Below are 18,559 nucleotides of genomic sequence, written 5' to 3'. Positions count from 1 at the left end.
TCTCTTGTTCTCAGCCTGTATGAGATCAAAACAAGAACATTTCAAGAAAATTCGCATAAAGCTACTTTTTCTCAACAAGGTTAAAGAGTAGTTTAGATATACGGCCTCGTTAGAAATTACGCATCAGGATTTTGCTAAATGCTTGTTTTTTGGGATGAAAACCTCGTCTTCTTGGCTGTACCCAAGACAGGGTCCACTGCGCTATCCAATGCTCTGGCACCGCGTGCCGCGATGGTTTTGCGCGATCCACCGTCGATCAAGCATTCTCCAGTCTATCGATATCGGCGATTCCTTAAGCCCTATTTCAAGCAAGCGGGCGGCAAAGACCCCGAGGCAATGGCGGTCGTACGCGAACCCATCAGCTGGCTCAGCAGCTGGTATAGGTACCGGCATAGAGAGACGCTTGCTGGGCATCCAAATAGCACCATCGGTATCAGTTTTGATGATTTTTGCCTCGAGTATATGAAGGGGAAAAGGCGTGATTTCGCAAACCTCGGATCGCAATCAAAGTTTCTGCTGACCGGAGACAATGAACTTGGTGTGACACATCTCTTTAAATATGAAGATCAGCCTCGTCTAATCTCATTTCTAGAAGCGCGCCTAAATCACAAAATCGAACTGCCGCAGGCGAACGTTTCTCCTCAGATGAACCTTGAGCTCTCGGAAGAAGTCGAAGAACGGCTTCGGCGCAAGTGTGCGCTAGAGTTCGCGGTTTGGGAAATGGGCGCCGCCTAAATCTAGTGTAGTTGCTTTTGAACAGTAGTTGTCAGGTCGTTCAACGAGAACGGCTTTGGTAAAAAGACCGAGTTCGGGATGTCTGGCTGCCCTTCTCCAAACGCGTCTTCTGCATAACCCGAAACAAAAACAACTTTGGTATCGGGTCTATCCACTAAGGCTTCTCTGACCCAACTTGGGCCATCCATCCCCGGCATGATCACATCGGTGACAAAGATGTCGACTTCGAGAGATTTATCTTGGAGCGTTTCAAGTGCTGTCTCAGCGCTATCCGCTTCGAGAACAGTATATCCACGCAATCGCAAGGCGCGGGATGCAAAGGCACGCACCGGTGCCTCGTCTTCCACAAGCAACACCACCCCATCCGCTGTTCGCGACATCTCGATCGGTTTTACGTTCGGTTTGGCGACAGCTTCGACGGCACGTTTTTCGTGAGCTGGGAAGTACAATGTGAAGACTGTTCCGCTTCCGACGATCGAGTCAGCAAAGATGAACCCGCCGGTTTGCTTAATGATGCCGTATGCAGTCGATAAGCCAAGCCCAGCCCCCTCACTCGTTCTCTTGGTTGTATAGAAAGGTTCGAAAATCTTAGGCAGTTTCTCAGATGAAATCCCGACGCCGTCGTCCAAAACGCGGACCGTCACATAATCGCCTGCAGGAATGATCGCTCTATCACGTTCAAGTGGGGATTTGAGGTTCTTTGCTTCGGTTTCAATACGAATTTCACCACCATCTGGCATCGCGTCGCGAGCATTCACCACAAGATTCATCATCACTTGCTCAAGTTGACGCTTGTCCACCTTGATCGGTAGCAAACTAGGATCATGGCTGAGCGTCAGTGTCGTCTTTTCCCCAACAAGCCGGTTCAGCAAATGAGTTAGATCGGCAAGAGTATCCCTCAGATCTAGGATTTCAGGTCGCAAGTTTTGCTTCCTCGAAAATGCCAAGAGTTGCCTGACGAGGCTCGCCGCACGGTTTGCGTTTTGATTGATCTGGACCAGATCAGAATAGTCCTGATCCCCTTGATCATGACGGAGCAGTAGGAGGTCACAATGCCCAGAAATAGCCGTCAAAAGATTGTTAAAGTCATGCGCCACGCCGCCCGCCAATTGACCGATCGCCTGCATTTTTTGGCTCTGCACGAATTGCGCTTCCAAAGTCTTTAGCTCGGTCACATCATTCATGACGGCGACCAAGACTGGCTCGTCGTCCTCGTAGACCCTATTCAGCGAAATTTGCACGAATGTTTCTTCATCGTCGTTCACAGCGCGCAAGAACTCGGGTTGGTGCAATCCTTTGCCATTGGCGGCATCTTGCAGCCAATCATTAAGTGGTCGGCCCAATCCTTCGAACAATTCGCCAAAATGCGTGCCTTCTGGGATCGTCGTTTTCAACAAGCAACAGGCATCTTTGTTAGACGCCAAGACCCGACCGTTTGGCGCAATTCGAAGCAGCGGAACCGGCAGAGCCTCGAGCCCTGACCACTCAGCAGAAACAGATGAGGCCCCAGCTGTCGCGGGAAGAAGGTAGACCTCTTTGCGGCCTCCTGCGCCTTCAACTTCGGCGACGAGGCAACTGATCACACCCTCTGCCGCATCAACATTGTACACTTGGCCAGACCGGAGCGGCAAATCCCGAAAGATACGGTCCAGCGTTTTGACGCGTCCGCCCATAAGTTTGCGAAACGCCTCGTTCATAAAGAGGATGGTCCCAGATGGACCGCTGGTCAGCATCGGTAGGCTAAGACTATCCGCATCGCGCCCCGCAGCCGCAGACCGGTCGCCAATATCTTCGAGCCGCCAAAGAAACTTGTCATCCGTCACACAATGAACCGACAGCCGCACATGCCCGCGCCTCGTGACGATGTCCCCTCGGGACGCGCCTTTGATTTGGGCCTTGGTCTGCATTCGAAACAGCAAGGCGGACGGGTTCACGAATAGATCGTCAAACGCGTGTGCAAGAGTATCGGCGGGATGATCCTCAAAGCGATGACCTGCCGCCTTGTTCCTGTACATGATTTCACCCTGCCCGTCGGTGATAAAGCTGGGCGACGCATCATGGTCGACAAAATGTGAGACCGAATTGAGCAAAATCCGCTGGTGTCGACGTTGACGAAGTCGAGCAATCCCCGCAGCAGCGCCGACGACGAGAACGATTGATCCGGTCAAAACTAACCCCAACGCCATCCGTAAATCTGTCATGAAATAAGCCGCGAAAAACAGTGTGATTGCAGCTGCCGTGGCGACAAAGAAATTTGGGACCAGCTGCGTTACAGCCGATAACGAGGAAGAGTGAGTGATGACCGGTTGCGACACGCGCGCCCTCGCTTTGATTCTTGCCTCCCCATAGGGGCACACAAAACCTTACAGAGAGGTTAACACGCGAAGCGAGCCCGGAACACCCCCAAACTCAACTTGGGGTTGCTATGCGGGCGCGCGCAATAGCGCCACGAAAAACCCGTCACCATGATCAAGCGGTGTGAATTGGATTTGGCTCTCGCACGTCCAGCTCGGGTTTTTGCCCAAAAACGCGTCGACTTGATCAGCATTCTCGACGGCAAACAACGAACAGGTCGCATAGGCCAACAACCCACCCGGCATTACCCATTTTTTTGCGTCATCCAATATGCCCGCTTGGGTCTGGCAGAAGGCGCTCAGGTCCTCTGGGGTAAATGCCCATTTCCCTGCAGGTGCACGACGCCAAGCACCCGATCCTGAACAGGGTGCGTCACACAAAACGACATTAAAATCAGCGCCTTGTGGGGCATTATTAGTATCAAAATTCGCAATATTGACGCCGGCCCGATCTGCTCGGGTCCATAGATCCTTCATGCGCTCAGGTGCACTATCGTGTGCAAATATCTCGGCCTTAGTCAGCGCAGCCATGGCCAGCGATTTGCCACCGCCACCCGCGCAATAATCCAAGATACGTCCCTGTTCAGGCAGCGGGATCGCCGCGACGACGGCTTGGGATGCAGCGTCTTGTAGCTCGATCAGGCCACCGAGGTAGGCACTAGAAAGCTGCACGCGCCGAGGGTTCTTGGTCACTTCTAGCGCAGTTGCGACATCAGGGTGGCGGACCACCTCAATGTCGTCCAAACCCAATTGAACCACCGCATCATCGACAGTGCCCAACCGAAGGTTAACGCGCACAAAAACTGGCGCACGTTCTCTCAATTTCAGTGCTATATCAGTCGCTTGCGCCCCCAGACTGGTATCGAATTGCTCGACCATCCAGTCCTGTACGTCCATTTGAACACTTCGGTCCTGCGACGCGAACGTTCCAATCCCGTCTTGTTCGTCCTGCGTCAAAATCGCAGCGCCGTAGCCCTTGCCATCAAACCAAGCGTCGCTGTCACCACCGGTATCTAAACAGGCCCCGATCATGATACCACGGCCTGTTTCTGCACCGCCAATCGCTGCATAGCTGCGCCGACACCGCAGAGCGCCGAACACATGATCGCGGATGGCGGCACGGTCTTTTGAACCCGCAAACCGGTGGGTCCGCGCCCAAGTTGTCAGAACTTTCTCTGCCGCACCTCCAACGAGGATCGCATCCAAACATTCAATTGCGGCAGCGACACGGGCGGACGGGGTCATAAGGGATACCTTAAAATCGATTCTTAGGTCGTTGTTAAGACTACATTATTCTGTAGTTCGGGCTCTCACGAGTGATCTGAACATCATGCACATGGCTCTCTTTCAAACCCGCGCCTGTGATTTTCACAAACTCACAATTCTTGCGCATTTCCTCGACAGTAGCACAGCCAGTATAGCCCATTGCCGCACGCAGGCCGCCAACCAATTGGTGAACCACAGCACCTGCTGAGCCTTTGTATGGAACCTGGCCTTCGATGCCTTCTGGAACCAACTTGTCACTGGCCGCATCTTTTTGGAAATAGCGGTCAGCCGAGCCGCGCGCCATAGCACCCAAGGACCCCATCCCACGGTAGGATTTAAAGGATCTGCCTTGGTACAAAATCACCTCGCCGGGGGATTCGTCCGTACCCGCGATCATTGAGCCGACCATGGCACAGGACGCACCTGCGGCGATGGCCTTGGCGAAATCGCCGGAAAACTTGATACCGCCATCTGCGATAACAGGCACGTCGCCCGCGCCGGACGCACAATCCATAATTGCAGTCAGCTGCGGCACACCCACACCCGCAACCATGCGAGTTGTACAAATCGAACCGGGACCAATGCCCACTTTGATCGCGTCAGCACCCGCACCGATCAAGGCGCGTGTCGCTTCGGCGGTGGCGACATTGCCCGCGACCACCTGCACATCACTCGACAGCCGTTTGACGCGTTCAACGGCGACAGCGACCCCTTCCGAGTGGCCATGCGCCGTATCGATCACAACCATATCGACGCCCGCGTCGATCAATGCCTCGGCCCGCTCAAATCCAGCGTCACCAACCGTAGATGCCGCAGCAACACGCAAGCGGCCCAGCTCGTCCTTGCATGCCTGCGGGTTCAGCACAGCCTGTTCGCTATCTTTAAGCGTCAAGAGACCGGTCAGTTTGCCATCGGTATCAACGACCAACAGCTTTTCAATCCGCCGCGCTCGCATCAATGACCGCGCTTCGTCCAAATCAGCAGGTTCCTGCAGCATGGCGAGATTGTCGGTCGTCATCATCGCGCTGACGGGCGTGTTATCATCGCTGGCAAAACGCATGTCGCGGTTTGTCACGATCCCGACCACGTGCCCTTCTGGGCCAATCACCGGAAAACCAGTGACACGGTACCGCTCTTGCAACGCTTTGGCATCCGCCAGTGTCTGGTCAGACGTCAGCGTGATCGGGTTGTAGACGATCCCGCTTTCAAAGCGTTTCACACGGCGGATTTCGCGAGCCTGCTCTTCGATATCTAGATTGCGGTGAACGACACCAATGCCGCCAGCCTGTGCCATTGCAATGGCCATACGCCCTTCGGTCACTGTGTCCATTGCCGAACTCAGCAATGGGATATTCATCGCAATGGATTGCGTTACAAATGTCCGCGTGTCTGCCGTGCTCGGCATGACGTTGGACGCTGCTGGCACCAGCAGCACATCATCAAATGTGAGAGCCTCACGAATCTTCATCTGCAGTCTCCTTGCGATGTCACCGTTGGCACGTCCCTATTCCACGAAACCTACGCCTGCGAAACCCCTAATGCGCGCAAAACTCCTTGCATGCCGCTATATCTTGGCCCCAATGTCCAAAACATGAGCACACATGGATATGAGAGCGGTCGTTTGAATTTGCCATTCGTTGGCATCAGCACCTTTGGCAAACGCCCCTACGTTGAAAACTGGACCGAAATCGAAGCCGACGTGGCGATCCTCGGGGCGCCGTTTGATGGGGGAACACAGTTCCGCCCTGGCGCGCGATTTGGGCCCCGTGCCGTGCGCGAAGCATCGACGCTCTTTAGCTTTGGCCACGCGGGCAGCTACGATCACGAAGACGATGCAACCTACCTGCCCGGCAATGTCCGCATCATCGATATGGGCGATGCCGACATCATCCACACCGACACCGTTCGCAGCCATGCAAACATTGAAACCGGTGTTCGCGCAGCCCGCGCCGCTGGCGCATTGCCTGTGACCATCGGCGGCGATCATTCGATCAACATCCCTTGTATCAATGCCTTTGACGATCACGGCGATATCCACATTCTGCAAATCGACGCGCATTTGGATTTTGTAGATGAACGCCACGGTGTCCGGTTCGGGCACGGCAACCCGATGCGACGTGCGGCTGAAGAACCTTATGTCACTGGCTTGACCCAAGTGGGCATTCGCAACGTATCCTCAACCGCCAAGGAAGGCTACGCCACAGCCCGCGAAATGGGGTCTGATATTCTCAGCGTCCGTCAGGCCCGCGATCTGAGCCCACGCGCCTTGGCTGACCGACTGCCAAAACAAGACATCTACGTCACCATCGATATTGACGCATTCTGCCCTTCGATCGCTCCGGGGACAGGCACACCGTCGCATGGCGGATTTCTCTACTACGAGGTGCTCGAGCTGCTACAAGAGGTGAGCAAGAGCCACCACATCGTCGGCATTGATTTGGTCGAGGTCGCACCTGACTATGACCCGACAGACAGCACTGCGATCCTTGCCGCACAACTGCTGCTCAACCTCATCGGCTTTATTTTCCACAACCAAAACTCATAATCATATTGCAGATTTATGACGCAGCGAGACCGGATTTTGCCGCTCTTTGCCTTTCGCAAAATCCACCGCCCCTTATGCTCGGTATAAACAACAAACGAGCTGTGTGATGAGCAACGATCCTCTGGTGATTTTTACCCCTTCGGGCAAGCGTGGAAACTTTCCAGTCGGCACGCCTATTTTGACCGCTGCGCGCCAGCTGGGCGTCGACCTCGACAGCGTCTGCGGTGGACGTGGAATTTGTTCGAAATGCCAGATCACGCCGTCCTATGGTGAATTCCCAAAACACGGTGTGACAGTCGCTGATACCGCATTGTCCGAATGGAACAATGTCGAACAGCGCTATGATGATATTCGCGGCCTGCCCAAAGGCCGGCGGCTGGGGTGTCAGGCGACCGTTCAGGGCGACATCGTCGTGGACGTCCCACCAGAAAGCCAAGTGCACAAACAGGTTGTGCGTAAACGGGCCGAGGCGCGGGACATCACGATGAACCCCTCGACCAAGCTTTACTACGTCGAGGTGCAAGAACCCGACATGCACGACCCTTCGGGCGATATGGAGCGTCTGACCGCAGCCCTGCGCGACCAATGGGAGCTAAGGAACGTGCACGCCGATTTGCACATCCTGCAGACCCTTCAACCGACCCTGCGCAAAGGCGCATGGAAGGTCACAGTGGCTGTGCATCTGGGCGACGACGAAAACGCACCACGCATCATGCACATCTGGCCTGGCTACTACGAAGGCACGGTCTACGGTCTCGCTGTGGATCTTGGGTCGACCACGATCGCCGCACACCTGTGTGATCTGCAAACCGGTGACGTCGTTGCCTCGTCCGGTGTGATGAACCCACAGATCCGCTTTGGTGAAGACCTGATGAGCCGCGTGTCCTATTCCATGATGAACGCAGGTGGCGATGTGGAAATGACCAACGCCGTGCGCGAAGGCATGAACGCGCTTTTCACTCAGATCGCGACCGAAGCCGAGATCGACAAGGCCCTCATCGTGGACGCTGTGTTCGTGTGTAACCCTGTGATGCACCATCTGTTGCTGGGGATTGATCCGTTCGAGTTGGGCCAAGCCCCCTTCGCCCTTGCCACTTCTGACAGCTTGCGCCTGCGGGCCAACGATCTCGACCTCAACATCCACCCATCTGCACGTATTTATCTGCTGCCCTGTATCGCAGGTCACGTGGGTGCGGACGCTGCGGCTGTGGCCCTGTCCGAAGCACCCGACAAATCCGCCGATCTCGTTTTGGTCGTGGACGTGGGCACCAACGCAGAAATCTTGTTAGGCAACTCGGACAAGGTTCTCGCCTGTTCGTCGCCAACCGGTCCCGCATTCGAGGGCGCACAGATCAGCAGCGGCCAACGTGCAGCACCTGGCGCCATTGAGCGTGTCGAGATTGACGAGATCACCAAAGAGCCGCGATTCCGCGTTATTGGCTCAGAAATCTGGTCTGACGAAGACGGGTTCGACGCCGCTATCGCCACCACCGGTGTCACCGGCATCTGCGGCTCTGGTATCATCGAAATGGTCGCTGAGATGCGCCTCGCTGGTATCGTGGACGGTCCGGGCCTGATTGGCTCGGCCGAACAAACCGGCACCGACCGCTGCTTTCTCGACGGGCGCACCTATTCCTACCGCGTCTACGACGGCACGGCGTCTGGTGGCCCGCTGATCACCATTACAAACCGCGACATTCGTGAAATCCAGATGGCCAAGGCCGCGCTCTATTCCGGTGCACGTCTGTTGATGGACAAATTCGACGTCGACACTGTCGACCGTGTTGTTCTCGCAGGCGCCTTTGGTGCGCATATCTCACCCAAACACGCCATGGTGCTAGGCATGATCCCTGATGCGCCGCTGGATGCTGTGACATCTGCTGGCAACGCCGCGGGTACAGGCGCGCGTATCGCCCTGCTGAACCGCGATGCCCGCACCGAGATCGAAGAAACCGTGCGCAATATTCACAAGATCGAAACAGCGATCGAGCCGCGTTTCCAAGAGCATTTTGTCAACGCCAGTGCGATCCCGAATTCAGCAGAGCCGTTCCCGATCCTCAATTCGATCGTCACGCTCCCCACGGCCACATTCAACACAGGCGGTGGCGACAGCAGCGGTGGCCGACGCCGTCGCAAACGGTCCTGAACATCCGCCGCCCCAAACATAGGGGCGGCGAACCGCACGACAGGCACGCGTTTTGCGTTCTGGCTTGACCCTCTTGCACCCGCCGCATACCTAAGAACCAGAGCGCGGGTATGGTGAAAAGGTATCACGCGAGCTTCCCAAGCTTAAGTTACGGGTTCAATTCCCGTTACCCGCTCCACCTCCCCTCTTTGGCTCTACAGACCTACGCGGCGGCTTTATTTACAGCGCCCATTGCGCTTGCTCGGCGTCACGTCGTCGTTGCGCTCGCGCGACACCCACGCTACCTCTCGGGCACGTAACGGAGCCTTTGCATGACCCTTCCCTTTCTCACGCCCCTCTCCACCGACACCCTCCGCAATCTCGGTATTCCCGAACCATGGGGATACGGCATCGCCGACCGTGTGCGATTTGGCGAAATCGATGCACTGGGTCATGTGAACAACACCGCCTACCTCGGCTGGTTCGAGACGTTTCGCATTCATTATTTCCGCGAATACGCCATCAACGATTACAAAGGCACGCCGCCGCGGATCGTTCTGCGGCGCACATCGTGTGACTATCTCCAAGAGATGAAGCTGAACGAAGACTACATCATCACCGGTCGCACATCGGAAATGCGCAACACCAGTTTTACGATGGACTATGCGGTTTGGTCTGGCGGCAGCCTGCGCGCGACCGCACAGGCTGTGATTGTCACGCTTGATGAAGCGGGCAAAATCCCACTGCCCGACGGCCTGCGCGAGACGTTCAAATCCCGCGACGGCGCCGTTCAGCTGTGATGTTTGTGCAAGAACGCGACCAAAGCCGCTGTTGAGCCATCTTTGCCGTCAGCACTCTCTGTGCCCTCAACAACCGGTTGCAAGGCGGTGGCCAATTCTTTGCCTAGCTCGACGCCCCATTGGTCATAGGAATTAATCCCCAACACCACCCCTTCGACAAACACACGGTGCTCATAGAGGGCGATGATTTGTCCCAACACACACGGTGTCAGTTTCGGATAGGCAATTGTCACACTCGGGCGATTTCCTGGGAACACGCGGTGCGCAGCCTGACGCTCTAACTCTTTGCCTTCAAGCCCTTTTTTCTCCGTGATGGCGCGCGCTTCGTCCATCGAACGACCCTTCATCAGAGCCTCGGATTGCGCCAAACAGTTGGCCATCAACAGGACATGCTGGTGCCGCAACTCGGGCTCAAACCCTTCGGCGGCCACCAAAAACTCGCACGGAATGACCCGCGTGCCTTGGTGGATCAACTGGTAGAATGCGTGCTGACCATTGGTGCCCGGCTCGCCCCAGACGACTGGTCCGCTTGGTACATCCAATTCGGTGCCATCCATCGCTACACGCTTGCCGTTGCTCTCCATTTCGAGCTGTTGCAGATACGCAGGCAGCCGCGCCAAACGGTTGTCATAAGGCAAAACCGCACGTGTTGCGTAGCCACACACTTGGTTGTGCCAAATGCCCACAACAGCCAAAATCGCAGGCATGTTTTCGCGCCATTCAGCGTTTAGAAAATGCACGTCCATCGATTGCGCACCGCGCAACATTGCGCGAAATGCGTCGTCGCCGATGGCGATCATGAGGCTCAGACCAATCGGGCCCCACATCGAATAACGCCCACCGACCCAATCTTCGAACCCAAAAACGCGATCTGCGGGAATACCAAAATCGGCTGTCTTTTCTTCAGAGGTGCTAAGAGCGGCAAATTGGCTGGCTGGATTGTCGACTGCATCGCTCATCCATGCCTTGGCCGTGCGCGCATTGGTCATGGTTTCGGTCGTGGTAAAGGTTTTGGACGCAACAATTACCAAAGTCGTCGTGGGATCACACGCTGCCAAGACTTCGGCAATGTCCGCACCATCAACGTTCGATACGAAATGCGTGCGTGGCCCATCATGGTAGGGCGACATTGCAATCGTAGCCATCGCAGGCCCCAAATCGGACCCGCCGATACCGATATTGATCACATCCGTGATTTTGCCGCCCTGCCCCGCGAATTCACCAGAACGGACCGCGCCCGCAAAAGCGCTCATTCGGTCAAGCGTGGCAAGAACTTCGGGCATGACGTCTGCACCATCTACTTCGATTGGGCCGCCGTCCAGATTGCGCAGTGCCGTGTGCAAAACTGCGCGCCCTTCGGTGTCATTGATCGTGGCACCGCCGAACATCGCGGCGCGTTTGTCGGCGACGCCCGCATCCTCCAGCAGTTTGAACAACAAATCGCGCGTTTCGGCGTCAATGTTCGTTTTTGAATAGTCCAAACGCATGTCAGACGCTTCTACAGCATAGTCGCCGGCCCGCTCAGGTTCGAAAAGATCAAGGATCGTACGGTCCGCAACCAATGCATGGCGGGCTTTTAGGTCATTCCACATCGTTTAACTCGCCGTCCAATGTACTGTCGTGCCGTTCAAAATTGTCGCGATCGGCGCTTCGTCTGGTGAGAGGGTCTTGGCCTTCTCCAATGCCGCTCGTTTTTCGTCGCCGATAATGACCACGTGGCGTGACATTGCACCGCGCAACACTTGCGCCGACAATGTGATCCGTGGCTCAGGCGCACCGGGCGCACGCATTGGCACCAATCTGTGATCCCCGTGCAAAGCATCGTGCAACCGGTCCGCACCTGGAAAAATCGAGGCCGTGTGCATATCAGCCCCCATCCCCAGCAACATGACCGAAATCGGCAGCTCCGGTGCCAGAGACGCTTCTAGCGTTTCCAGTCTTTCCTCTGGCGTGTCGGCCTCGGCATAGAGCGGAACATAGGTCGCCGCCGCTGCGCGATTAACCAACAACCGTTCTCGCAACAAACGCGTGTTGGACCGCTCGGATGTCTCTGGAACCCAGCGTTCATCGGTCAGCATCACGTGGACCCGCGCCCAATCCAAATCAGCCGCGCATAGGCTGTCGAAAATCGGTCCCGGTGTCGTCCCACCCGGCACTGCCAAACTGACATGATCGTGGTTAAACAGATGATTTTCCAACTCACCAGCCAAAGTATTGGCCAGATCCATCATCATCATTTCGCTATCGGGGTATTCTACAAACTGCATGGTTCCGCTCCTACCCTTTGATATCACGCCAGCGACGATTATCGCGATGCATCAACATCATCGCGTCCTCTGGACCCGCTGATCCCGGCTCGTACGGCTTGGGCACGTCGTGCTTTTCAACCCAGTTATTGATGATCGGATCGGTCCACGCCCACGCCGCTTCAACCTCGTCACCGCGCATAAACAGCGTTTGGTTGCCGCGCATCACGTCCATGATCAAACGCTCATAAGCATCTGTTACATCTTCACTTTCTGGCCCCAACGCATCAGCAAACGTCATATCCAAAGGCACATCAACCAGACGCATACCGCCGGGTCCGGGCTCTTTGATTGTGACCTGCAAATCCATGCCTTCGTTTGGCTGCAACTGGATCGATAGGATGTTGCGGTGACGTGCCTCGTCTTCGGGAAAGATCGAATGCGCAAGGTCTTTGAAAACCACCGCAATCTCGGACGACCGCGCCTTTAGTTTTTTACCAGTGCGCAGATAGAACGGCACGTTCGCCCACCGCCAGTTCGCGATATGACATTTCATCGCGACAAAGCTCTCAGTAAAGCTCTTCGGGTTCTCTGCGTCTTCGCGGTAGCTCTTTTTGCCGCCCGCGGCATCATATTGGCCCCGCACAATGTGGTGCGTTTCAACCGGCTGCAACGCTCTGATAACTTTGAGTTTCTCGTCGCGCACAGCGTCACTGTCAAATTTGCTCGGTGGCTCCATTGCGATCAGACACAGCAGCTGCATCAGGTGGTTTTGCACCATATCTCGCATCGCACCCGATTTGTCGTAGTAGCCGCCACGCCCCCCAACACCGACAGTTTCAGCAACTGTAATCTGGATGTGATCAACGTATTGCGCATTCCACAGTGGCTCAAACAGGACATTGCCAAAGCGGACGGCCATCAAGTTTTGCACCGTTTCTTTGCCTAGGTAATGGTCAATCCGGTAGATTTGCTTTTCGTCAAAGTGTTTGGCCAAAACCGAGTTCAGCTCTTGAGCACTCTCCAGATCGCGACCGAACGGTTTTTCAACCACGATCCGGCTGGTGCTATCTGCGATCTTATAGCGGTGAAGGCGTTCAGCAATGTCGCCAAATAGCCCTGGTGCAACCGAGAAATAATACGCGTTTACAACCTCTTGGCGCACCAACTCGTGTAGTCGATCCCACCCACCGTCACCACGTGCATCAATCGGCGTGTAGAACAGTTGACCAATAAAATGATCCAGCGCCTTGGTGTCTTTCTTTTCATCACCACCGAATTCGCCAATCGCGGTTCGCACAAAATCGCGGTAGCCTTGATCATCCAGCTCAGACCGCGCTGCACCAATAATCCGCGCAGTGTTCGGCATTTGACCGGAAACAAACCGCCGGAACAAACCAGTCAAAATCTTACGACGGGCCAGATCGCCCGTGCCCCCAAAAATCACCAAATCGAAATCTTCGACGGGAATGACGCGTGAGACCATCTTCTTCTCCGAATGTCGCCTATATCGCGACTTATGTTAGCGTTAACGTACCTAGCTCGCTGATACCCAAGCGCGACCCGACTGTCCAGAACGGAACGTCGACTGGTCTTGCGATATACGCAACTGTGTCAGGTCAGGCTTCCAGTTCTGCATCCCAATACAGGAAATCCATCCAGCTTTCATGCAGGTGGTTGGGCGGGAATTTCCGACCTTGATTGCGCAATTGCTCGGATGCCGGTTGCCGCGGGGGCTTAATCAGGGACATGCCCGACCGGCTCAGCATCTGCGAGCCCTTCTTCAAATTGCATTTGGAACAGGCCGCGACGACGTTTTCCCAGCTCGTCACACCACCCCGCGCCCGCGGCACGACATGGTCAAATGTCAAATCCCCACGCGCGCCACAATACTGGCAGCTAAATTCATCGCGCAAGAACAGGTTAAAACGGGTAAATGCCACGCGTTTTTGCGGCTTTACATAGTCTTTTAGGACAACGACTGACGGGATCCTGATCTCAGTCGAGGGGCTATGCACCACCTCTTCATACTCGGCAATAATGTCCACACGGTCCAACCACGCGGCTTTGATCGCATCCTGCCAAGGCCACAGTGAGAGCGGATAGTAGGACAGAGGCCGGTAATCGGCGTTCAAAACAAGAGCGGGGCAATGGCGCAAATTCTGAGGTTCGCGCACAAAGGCTGTTCTGAACTCGTTTCGCATTAGGCCGACCATCCCCATCCCGTTCGCCACAAGGGCATCCAAGACGGGCCATCCCGCCCCTTCACACCGCTGACTATATATCGCGGTCTCGAACTGGCAAGCCCTACGACATATAGTGTGGTGGCGATTTTAGAGGCGAATGGTCACAGGTCTATGACATCGAACTTTGGGCGACATGCGCGAAAGCTGATTGGCCCGTCATCTGTGCCAGCGGGATTTCCGTCAGATTGCGCGCCTCAACAGCGGCCAATTCAGAACGGCACAGACTCTCATCTTCGATTTCCTGACGCATCTGCGCGATTTTGACGGCGCGATGCACCCGAGGAAAGCGGCTGACCCTTAGGTCATCTGGATAGACACTGTCGATCCAACGTCCCTCGCACAGCACCAAGTCGTGTCGCGGCAACAGGATATGATGATAACAAACCCCACCTGCCAACGGGACAGGCCGCAAATCAGGGTGCGGCCCTAGGTTACCAACCTTGCAGAGCATTTGGCGATCTTCGTAACGCCGGGTGACCTCCCCACCTTCGAGCAACAGCCGCTGGTTTGGTGGCACCACGAGCGCTGCATGCCCTTCGACGGCTGCAATCTCAATCGGTGACAGCGCGGGCCAAGTTTCTAACTCACGTGAGGTCAGCCGCGTGATCCCCGCCCATAGAACCGTCTGAAACCCGTTGTCACGTGTCATGACGCGATCCCCGGGCACCAACCATTCCGAAGGCACTAGCCCCTGATCCGTCTCGACCCGCATCGCCGAGACATAAAAATCGCGGGCTTGGGCATGGGGGGACAGGCGCGTATTGCTCGCACCCAAATAGGCATAGAGCACACCCACCTCGAGCGGTAGAGACGGTAGATACGCGGCTCGCTTGCCGCCAACAATCACACGTTCGATCCGAATATGTTGTCCCTCTGGCGACATCAAAAGCGCGAAGGGATCAATTTGAACCTGTCCCTGATTCAGGACACTTTCAGCCACATCAAAAACTGTGGCGTGCTCGCCATCTGGGGATAATTCGACGCGCAGCCGTTCGAGCGGCGCGTCGTCTGTACCAATAAGGGAAAACCGCCCCGATCGGGGATCGAATCGCAAGCTTCCCTCGCGATATCCGTAGCGCATTTTGCGTTTCATTTGGGCCCCTTTTGGTGACTGAGGAGGCCAGATTTACGCCCTATGTCTTAATAAGCGGTTGACCGATTAACGATAACCGAGGCGATCCCGCATAAACGCCAAAGCGACCTGCAAACCGTCAGGCGCAATCCCGTGCGCCGTGCCCTTCATGATGTGGGCATAGACGTCGCGCCACCCAGCGTTCTGCAAGGCTTCGGCAGCTTGTGGCAGTGATTGCGGCGGCACGACATCGTCCTGATCACCGTGCACCAGCAAAACAGGCGGCCGCACAACGACCTCATCGGCCAGCAAATCAGGCTCAAGCAAGCGGCCTGAAAACCCAACCACACCGGCGACTTCGTCCTCGCGGCGGGGTGCCACGTGCAATGCCATCATCGTGCCTTGGGAAAAGCCTAGGATCATCAACTGTTCGGGCAACAGGTCATTGTCGACCATCAGCGCATCCAGAAATGCGTTCAAATCACCGACCGCGTTCATCATGCCAGCCTTTGATTCTTCTTCCGAGCTGCCATCAATCCATGGGATCGGGAACCACTGATATCCCATCGGGCTGCCTGCGCATTGCTCGGGCGCGTCAGGTGCGATGAACATCGTGTCCGGCATATGTTCCGCAAGAGGATCAGCCAGCCCCAGCAGGTCTGCACCATTCGCCCCGTACCCGTGCAGGAATACGACGCATGACCGCACTTCCCCTGATTGCGCCTCGCGCCGTCCCGCTTCCAAAACTCGTGTCATACCAGTCCCCTTCGACCCGTCATTTCTGCGTAGTATGCCCAGAGCAGCCGCGCTGCAACCGAACGCCACGGCGACCAACGCGCAGCGATCGCCCGTGTTTCCCGCTCGGTTGGGCGGTCTGTTCCAAACACATCGCCTATTGCGACCTGAAGCGCGAGATCCCCATCAGCAAACACATCCGCCCGCCCCATGGAAAACATCACGTAAATCTGCGCGGTCCAACTGCCAATTCCGGGCAGCGCGACCAATGCTTTGATCGCTTGCTCTGACGGCATTGCGTGCAGCGCGTCAAAATCGAGATCGGCCTCGGCCAATCCGCGTGCATACCTGATCTTTTGCTTGCTAAAACCGACATCTCGCAACGCTGTTTCGGGCGCCGCCAAAACAGCCTGCGGCGTCACGAAACCCGCGGCACGCATCCGCGCATTGATCGCATTTGCGCTGGCGACAGACACTTGTTGACCGTTGATAATATCAAGCACCGCGACAAACCCGCTGGATTTTAGCCGTAGTGGCAATGGACTTAGACGCTCGATTAGCGGTGCAAAGGCGGGCTCGGCATCTGCAAGCCACGCGGCACCTTCGGCCACATCGTTGGCGTCCTTGATGATCCGCTCATCCATGTCGTCGAACCCAATCCATCGCGGCCTCGACTGTTTCGAACTTTCGCGCATCTGGCTGCGCAGGGCGCGCGATCATCGCGACCGATAGGCCCAATTGACGGGCGGCATCCAACTTGGACCGGCTTGCCACGCCACCTGCGTTCTTTACGATCAACCAATCGACACCCAAACGGGTGAACACGCTCACCTCGTCTTCGACAGAAAACGGCGGTCGCCCGATCAGAAACTCGCCCCCTTCCCAAGGGAAAGGCGCAGTTGGCGGATCAATCTGGCGCAAGATCAAGCGGCGCCCCTCGAGATTTCGAAATCCCTCTAGGGTTTGGCGACCCGTGGCCAAAAACACGGTCGCATCTTCGGCGATATACTCTGCGGCGTCGTCTTCTCGGGCAATCATCTCCCACCGATCGCCTGCCTCGGGCTCCCATGCGGGGCGCAGAACCTGCGCATAGTCCACCGACATTCCCGCGCAAACCTCGGCCGATCTCAGCGACATCCGGCTGGCAAAAGGATGCGTCGCGTCCAAGACATGACTGATCTTTTCGGCCCGCAAATAATCAGCAAACCCTTGGGCATCGCCAAATCCGCCAACTCGCGTCGGAATGGCCAACGGTTTAGGATGGCGCGTGGCCCCTGCCAAAGACGCCACAGCTGGCACACCAGCACGATCAAGAGCACGCGCCAGTTCACGCGCCTCGCCCGTCCCCGCCAACAGCAACAGATTCACTGGGCCCTCGCCAAAATTTCCCCAACACGGTCAATAACGACAATATCGACAGTCGTTTGTGGGACCATCGCGCTGACCCGTGCCAGCGCGGCTTGTGCAACCCATTCGGCCATCGGCGCGCCTACACGATCGTATGCCTCAAGCGCGGTATTGGCGTCCACGACATCCGCATCCAAATCCTGCGAAAGTCTTTCAAAATCGACCTGCGAACGCCCCGAATGCAAATCGATCGCCCCTTGCGCCAGTTTGGTGAGCTTGCCAATCCCGCCACCAATGGTGATGTGCGGCACAGGATGTTTGGCCAAATACTTTAGCAGTCCCCCAGCAAAATCGCCCATGTCCAGCATCGCGTGGTCCGGCAACAGGTGCAAATCTTGGACAACCTTTTCGCTGGTTGCACCAGTACAACCAGCCACATGGGTCAGACCATCCGCCGCCGCAACATCGATCCCCCGGTGAATAGACGCGATCCACGCCGCACAGGAAAACGGGCGCACAATCCCCGTGGTTCCCAGAATGCTCAATCCGCCCTCGATCCCCAGCCGCGGGTTCCAAGTCTTGCCAGCCAAAACGCGCCCGTTCGGCACAGCCACTTCGATTTCTATGTCTGGCGACTGGTCAAAGGCCACAGCCATCTCGGCGACCACCTCGTCCATCATCGCACGAGGTACGGGATTGATCGCAGGTTCGCCCACAGCAATCGGCAGGCCCGGCTTGGTAACTGTCCCTACCCCGTCACCTGCACGAAATACCACGCCGCCAGCAGATGGGCGCACGGTCACAACGATCATCGCCAAATGCGTAACGTCCGGATCATCGCCCGCATCCTTGACGATCCCCGCGCGCGCCCAGCCCTCGCCAACCTCTGACAGGTTGATGTCAAAGACGGGAACTTCGCCGCGCGGCAGGGTGATTTGAACCGCATCCGGCACACCGGAACCCCACAAGCCCGCCAACGCCGCCTTGGTTGCGGCGGTCGCACAGGCGCCCGTGGTCCATCCCCGGCGCAACTCTCCTTCGGGCTTGCGGCTCATGACGCGACTATACATGCCGCCAAAGGACATGCC

General features: G+C 56.3%; 16 protein-coding genes and 1 tRNA gene. 5 read left to right on the top strand and 12 right to left on the bottom strand.

Annotation, left to right across the window (positions count from 1 at the left end; translation table 11 throughout):
* Positions 1 to 138 precede the first annotated feature (138 nt).
* Positions 139 to 735 (top strand): sulfotransferase family 2 domain-containing protein, encoded by a 597-nt coding sequence (locus tag TR2A62_RS02440; protein WP_009159192.1) that lies wholly within the window; start codon positions 139 to 141, stop codon positions 733 to 735.
* Between the two features lie 2 nt (positions 736 to 737).
* Here TR2A62_RS02440 and TR2A62_RS02435 read toward each other — a convergent pair whose 3' ends face one another.
* From TR2A62_RS02435 to guaB, 3 genes are all read right to left on the bottom strand, one after another.
* Positions 738 to 2,936, bottom strand: coding sequence for an ATP-binding protein (locus tag TR2A62_RS02435; RefSeq protein ID WP_083791096.1), 2,199 nt, complete (start codon positions 2,934 to 2,936; stop codon positions 738 to 740).
* Positions 2,937 to 3,158: 222 nt separating this feature from the next.
* Positions 3,159 to 4,334: an RsmB/NOP family class I SAM-dependent RNA methyltransferase gene (locus tag TR2A62_RS02430; RefSeq protein ID WP_009157414.1), complete on the bottom strand. Its 1,176-nt coding sequence runs from the start codon at positions 4,332 to 4,334 to the stop codon at positions 3,159 to 3,161.
* Positions 4,335 to 4,374: 40 nt separating this feature from the next.
* Positions 4,375 to 5,823 carry an IMP dehydrogenase gene (guaB, locus tag TR2A62_RS02425; RefSeq protein ID WP_009160236.1) on the bottom strand — a complete coding sequence of 483 codons (1,449 nt, stop codon included), beginning with the start codon at positions 5,821 to 5,823 and terminating at the stop codon, positions 4,375 to 4,377.
* Between the two features lie 123 nt (positions 5,824 to 5,946).
* On the opposite strand from guaB, the gene speB reads away from it, so the two are divergent.
* The 4 genes from speB (at position 5,947) to TR2A62_RS02405 (ending at position 9,825) form a co-directional block, all read left to right on the top strand.
* The gene (gene speB / locus TR2A62_RS02420) at positions 5,947 to 6,900 is read left to right on the top strand and encodes an agmatinase (protein ID WP_040821041.1); all 954 of its coding nucleotides are present in this window, start codon (positions 5,947 to 5,949) and stop codon (positions 6,898 to 6,900) included.
* 106 nt (positions 6,901 to 7,006) lie between these two features.
* Positions 7,007 to 9,046: an ASKHA domain-containing protein gene (locus TR2A62_RS02415; protein ID WP_009158508.1), complete on the top strand. Its 2,040-nt coding sequence runs from the start codon at positions 7,007 to 7,009 to the stop codon at positions 9,044 to 9,046.
* 104 nt (positions 9,047 to 9,150) lie between these two features.
* Positions 9,151 to 9,224: transfer RNA gene (locus tag TR2A62_RS02410), tRNA-Gly, on the top strand.
* Between the two features lie 133 nt (positions 9,225 to 9,357).
* Entirely contained in the window at positions 9,358 to 9,825 is a 468-nt protein-coding gene (locus TR2A62_RS02405) for a thioesterase family protein (RefSeq protein WP_009159654.1), read from the top strand.
* Here TR2A62_RS02405 and pgi read toward each other — a convergent pair.
* From pgi to TR2A62_RS02360, 9 genes are all read right to left on the bottom strand, one after another.
* On the bottom strand, positions 9,816 to 11,417 hold the full coding sequence (gene pgi / locus TR2A62_RS02400; protein ID WP_009160739.1) for a glucose-6-phosphate isomerase: 1,602 nt from the start codon (positions 11,415 to 11,417) through the stop codon (positions 9,816 to 9,818). The two genes, TR2A62_RS02405 and pgi, sit on opposite strands and share 10 nt — an antisense overlap.
* A 3-nt stretch (positions 11,418 to 11,420) precedes the next feature.
* The gene (gene pgl, locus TR2A62_RS02395; RefSeq protein WP_009159080.1) at positions 11,421 to 12,092 is read right to left on the bottom strand and encodes a 6-phosphogluconolactonase; all 672 of its coding nucleotides are present in this window, start codon (positions 12,090 to 12,092) and stop codon (positions 11,421 to 11,423) included.
* Positions 12,093 to 12,102: 10 nt separating this feature from the next.
* Positions 12,103 to 13,557 (bottom strand): glucose-6-phosphate dehydrogenase, encoded by a 1,455-nt coding sequence (gene zwf, locus TR2A62_RS02390; protein ID WP_009158045.1) that lies wholly within the window; start codon positions 13,555 to 13,557, stop codon positions 12,103 to 12,105.
* A gap of 133 nt (positions 13,558 to 13,690) precedes the next feature.
* Positions 13,691 to 14,275 carry an HNH endonuclease gene (locus TR2A62_RS02385; RefSeq protein WP_040821040.1) on the bottom strand — a complete coding sequence of 195 codons (585 nt, stop codon included), beginning with the start codon at positions 14,273 to 14,275 and terminating at the stop codon, positions 13,691 to 13,693.
* A gap of 151 nt (positions 14,276 to 14,426) precedes the next feature.
* Positions 14,427 to 15,410 carry a Hint domain-containing protein gene (locus TR2A62_RS02380; protein ID WP_009158997.1) on the bottom strand — a complete coding sequence of 328 codons (984 nt, stop codon included), beginning with the start codon at positions 15,408 to 15,410 and terminating at the stop codon, positions 14,427 to 14,429.
* A gap of 66 nt (positions 15,411 to 15,476) precedes the next feature.
* Entirely contained in the window at positions 15,477 to 16,145 is a 669-nt protein-coding gene (locus TR2A62_RS02375; protein ID WP_009158133.1) for an alpha/beta hydrolase, read from the bottom strand.
* Positions 16,142 to 16,768 (bottom strand): DNA-3-methyladenine glycosylase, encoded by a 627-nt coding sequence (locus tag TR2A62_RS02370; protein ID WP_009160618.1) that lies wholly within the window; start codon positions 16,766 to 16,768, stop codon positions 16,142 to 16,144. The genes TR2A62_RS02375 and TR2A62_RS02370 overlap by 4 nt, the downstream gene beginning before the upstream one ends.
* Positions 16,761 to 17,492, bottom strand: coding sequence for a cobalt-precorrin-6A reductase (locus tag TR2A62_RS02365; protein ID WP_009159757.1), 732 nt, complete (start codon positions 17,490 to 17,492; stop codon positions 16,761 to 16,763). Before TR2A62_RS02365 ends, TR2A62_RS02370 begins: the two co-directional genes overlap by 8 nt.
* On the bottom strand, positions 17,489 to 18,526 hold the full coding sequence (locus TR2A62_RS02360) for a cobalt-precorrin-5B (C(1))-methyltransferase (protein ID WP_040821038.1): 1,038 nt from the start codon (positions 18,524 to 18,526) through the stop codon (positions 17,489 to 17,491). The genes TR2A62_RS02365 and TR2A62_RS02360 overlap by 4 nt, the downstream gene beginning before the upstream one ends.
* Between the last annotated feature and the right edge of the window lie 33 nt (positions 18,527 to 18,559).

This window comes from Thalassobium sp. R2A62, from assembly GCF_000161835.1.
Lineage (GTDB): Bacteria > Pseudomonadota > Alphaproteobacteria > Rhodobacterales > Rhodobacteraceae > Thalassobium.
This window is presented reverse-complemented; position numbering and strand designations above follow the sequence as displayed.

Coding starts and splice junctions, on each gene's coding strand:
- pgi (WP_009160739.1), bottom strand. CDS start 11,417: ATGTGGAATGACCTAAAAGCCCGCCATGCATTGGTTGCGGACCGTACG.
- TR2A62_RS02405 (WP_009159654.1), top strand. CDS start 9,358: ATGACCCTTCCCTTTCTCACGCCCCTCTCCACCGACACCCTCCGCAAT.
- speB (WP_040821041.1), top strand. CDS start 5,947: ATGAGCACACATGGATATGAGAGCGGTCGTTTGAATTTGCCATTCGTT.
- TR2A62_RS02375 (WP_009158133.1), bottom strand. CDS start 16,145: ATGACACGAGTTTTGGAAGCGGGACGGCGCGAGGCGCAATCAGGGGAA.
- TR2A62_RS02385 (WP_040821040.1), bottom strand. CDS start 14,275: ATGCGAAACGAGTTCAGAACAGCCTTTGTGCGCGAACCTCAGAATTTG.
- TR2A62_RS02380 (WP_009158997.1), bottom strand. CDS start 15,410: ATGAAACGCAAAATGCGCTACGGATATCGCGAGGGAAGCTTGCGATTC.
- TR2A62_RS02415 (WP_009158508.1), top strand. CDS start 7,007: ATGAGCAACGATCCTCTGGTGATTTTTACCCCTTCGGGCAAGCGTGGA.
- guaB (WP_009160236.1), bottom strand. CDS start 5,823: ATGAAGATTCGTGAGGCTCTCACATTTGATGATGTGCTGCTGGTGCCA.
- TR2A62_RS02435 (WP_083791096.1), bottom strand. CDS start 2,936: ATGACAGATTTACGGATGGCGTTGGGGTTAGTTTTGACCGGATCAATC.
- TR2A62_RS02360 (WP_040821038.1), bottom strand. CDS start 18,526: ATGAGCCGCAAGCCCGAAGGAGAGTTGCGCCGGGGATGGACCACGGGC.
- TR2A62_RS02430 (WP_009157414.1), bottom strand. CDS start 4,334: ATGACCCCGTCCGCCCGTGTCGCTGCCGCAATTGAATGTTTGGATGCG.
- pgl (WP_009159080.1), bottom strand. CDS start 12,092: ATGCAGTTTGTAGAATACCCCGATAGCGAAATGATGATGATGGATCTG.
- TR2A62_RS02440 (WP_009159192.1), top strand. CDS start 139: ATGCTTGTTTTTTGGGATGAAAACCTCGTCTTCTTGGCTGTACCCAAG.
- zwf (WP_009158045.1), bottom strand. CDS start 13,557: ATGGTCTCACGCGTCATTCCCGTCGAAGATTTCGATTTGGTGATTTTT.
- TR2A62_RS02370 (WP_009160618.1), bottom strand. CDS start 16,768: ATGGATGAGCGGATCATCAAGGACGCCAACGATGTGGCCGAAGGTGCC.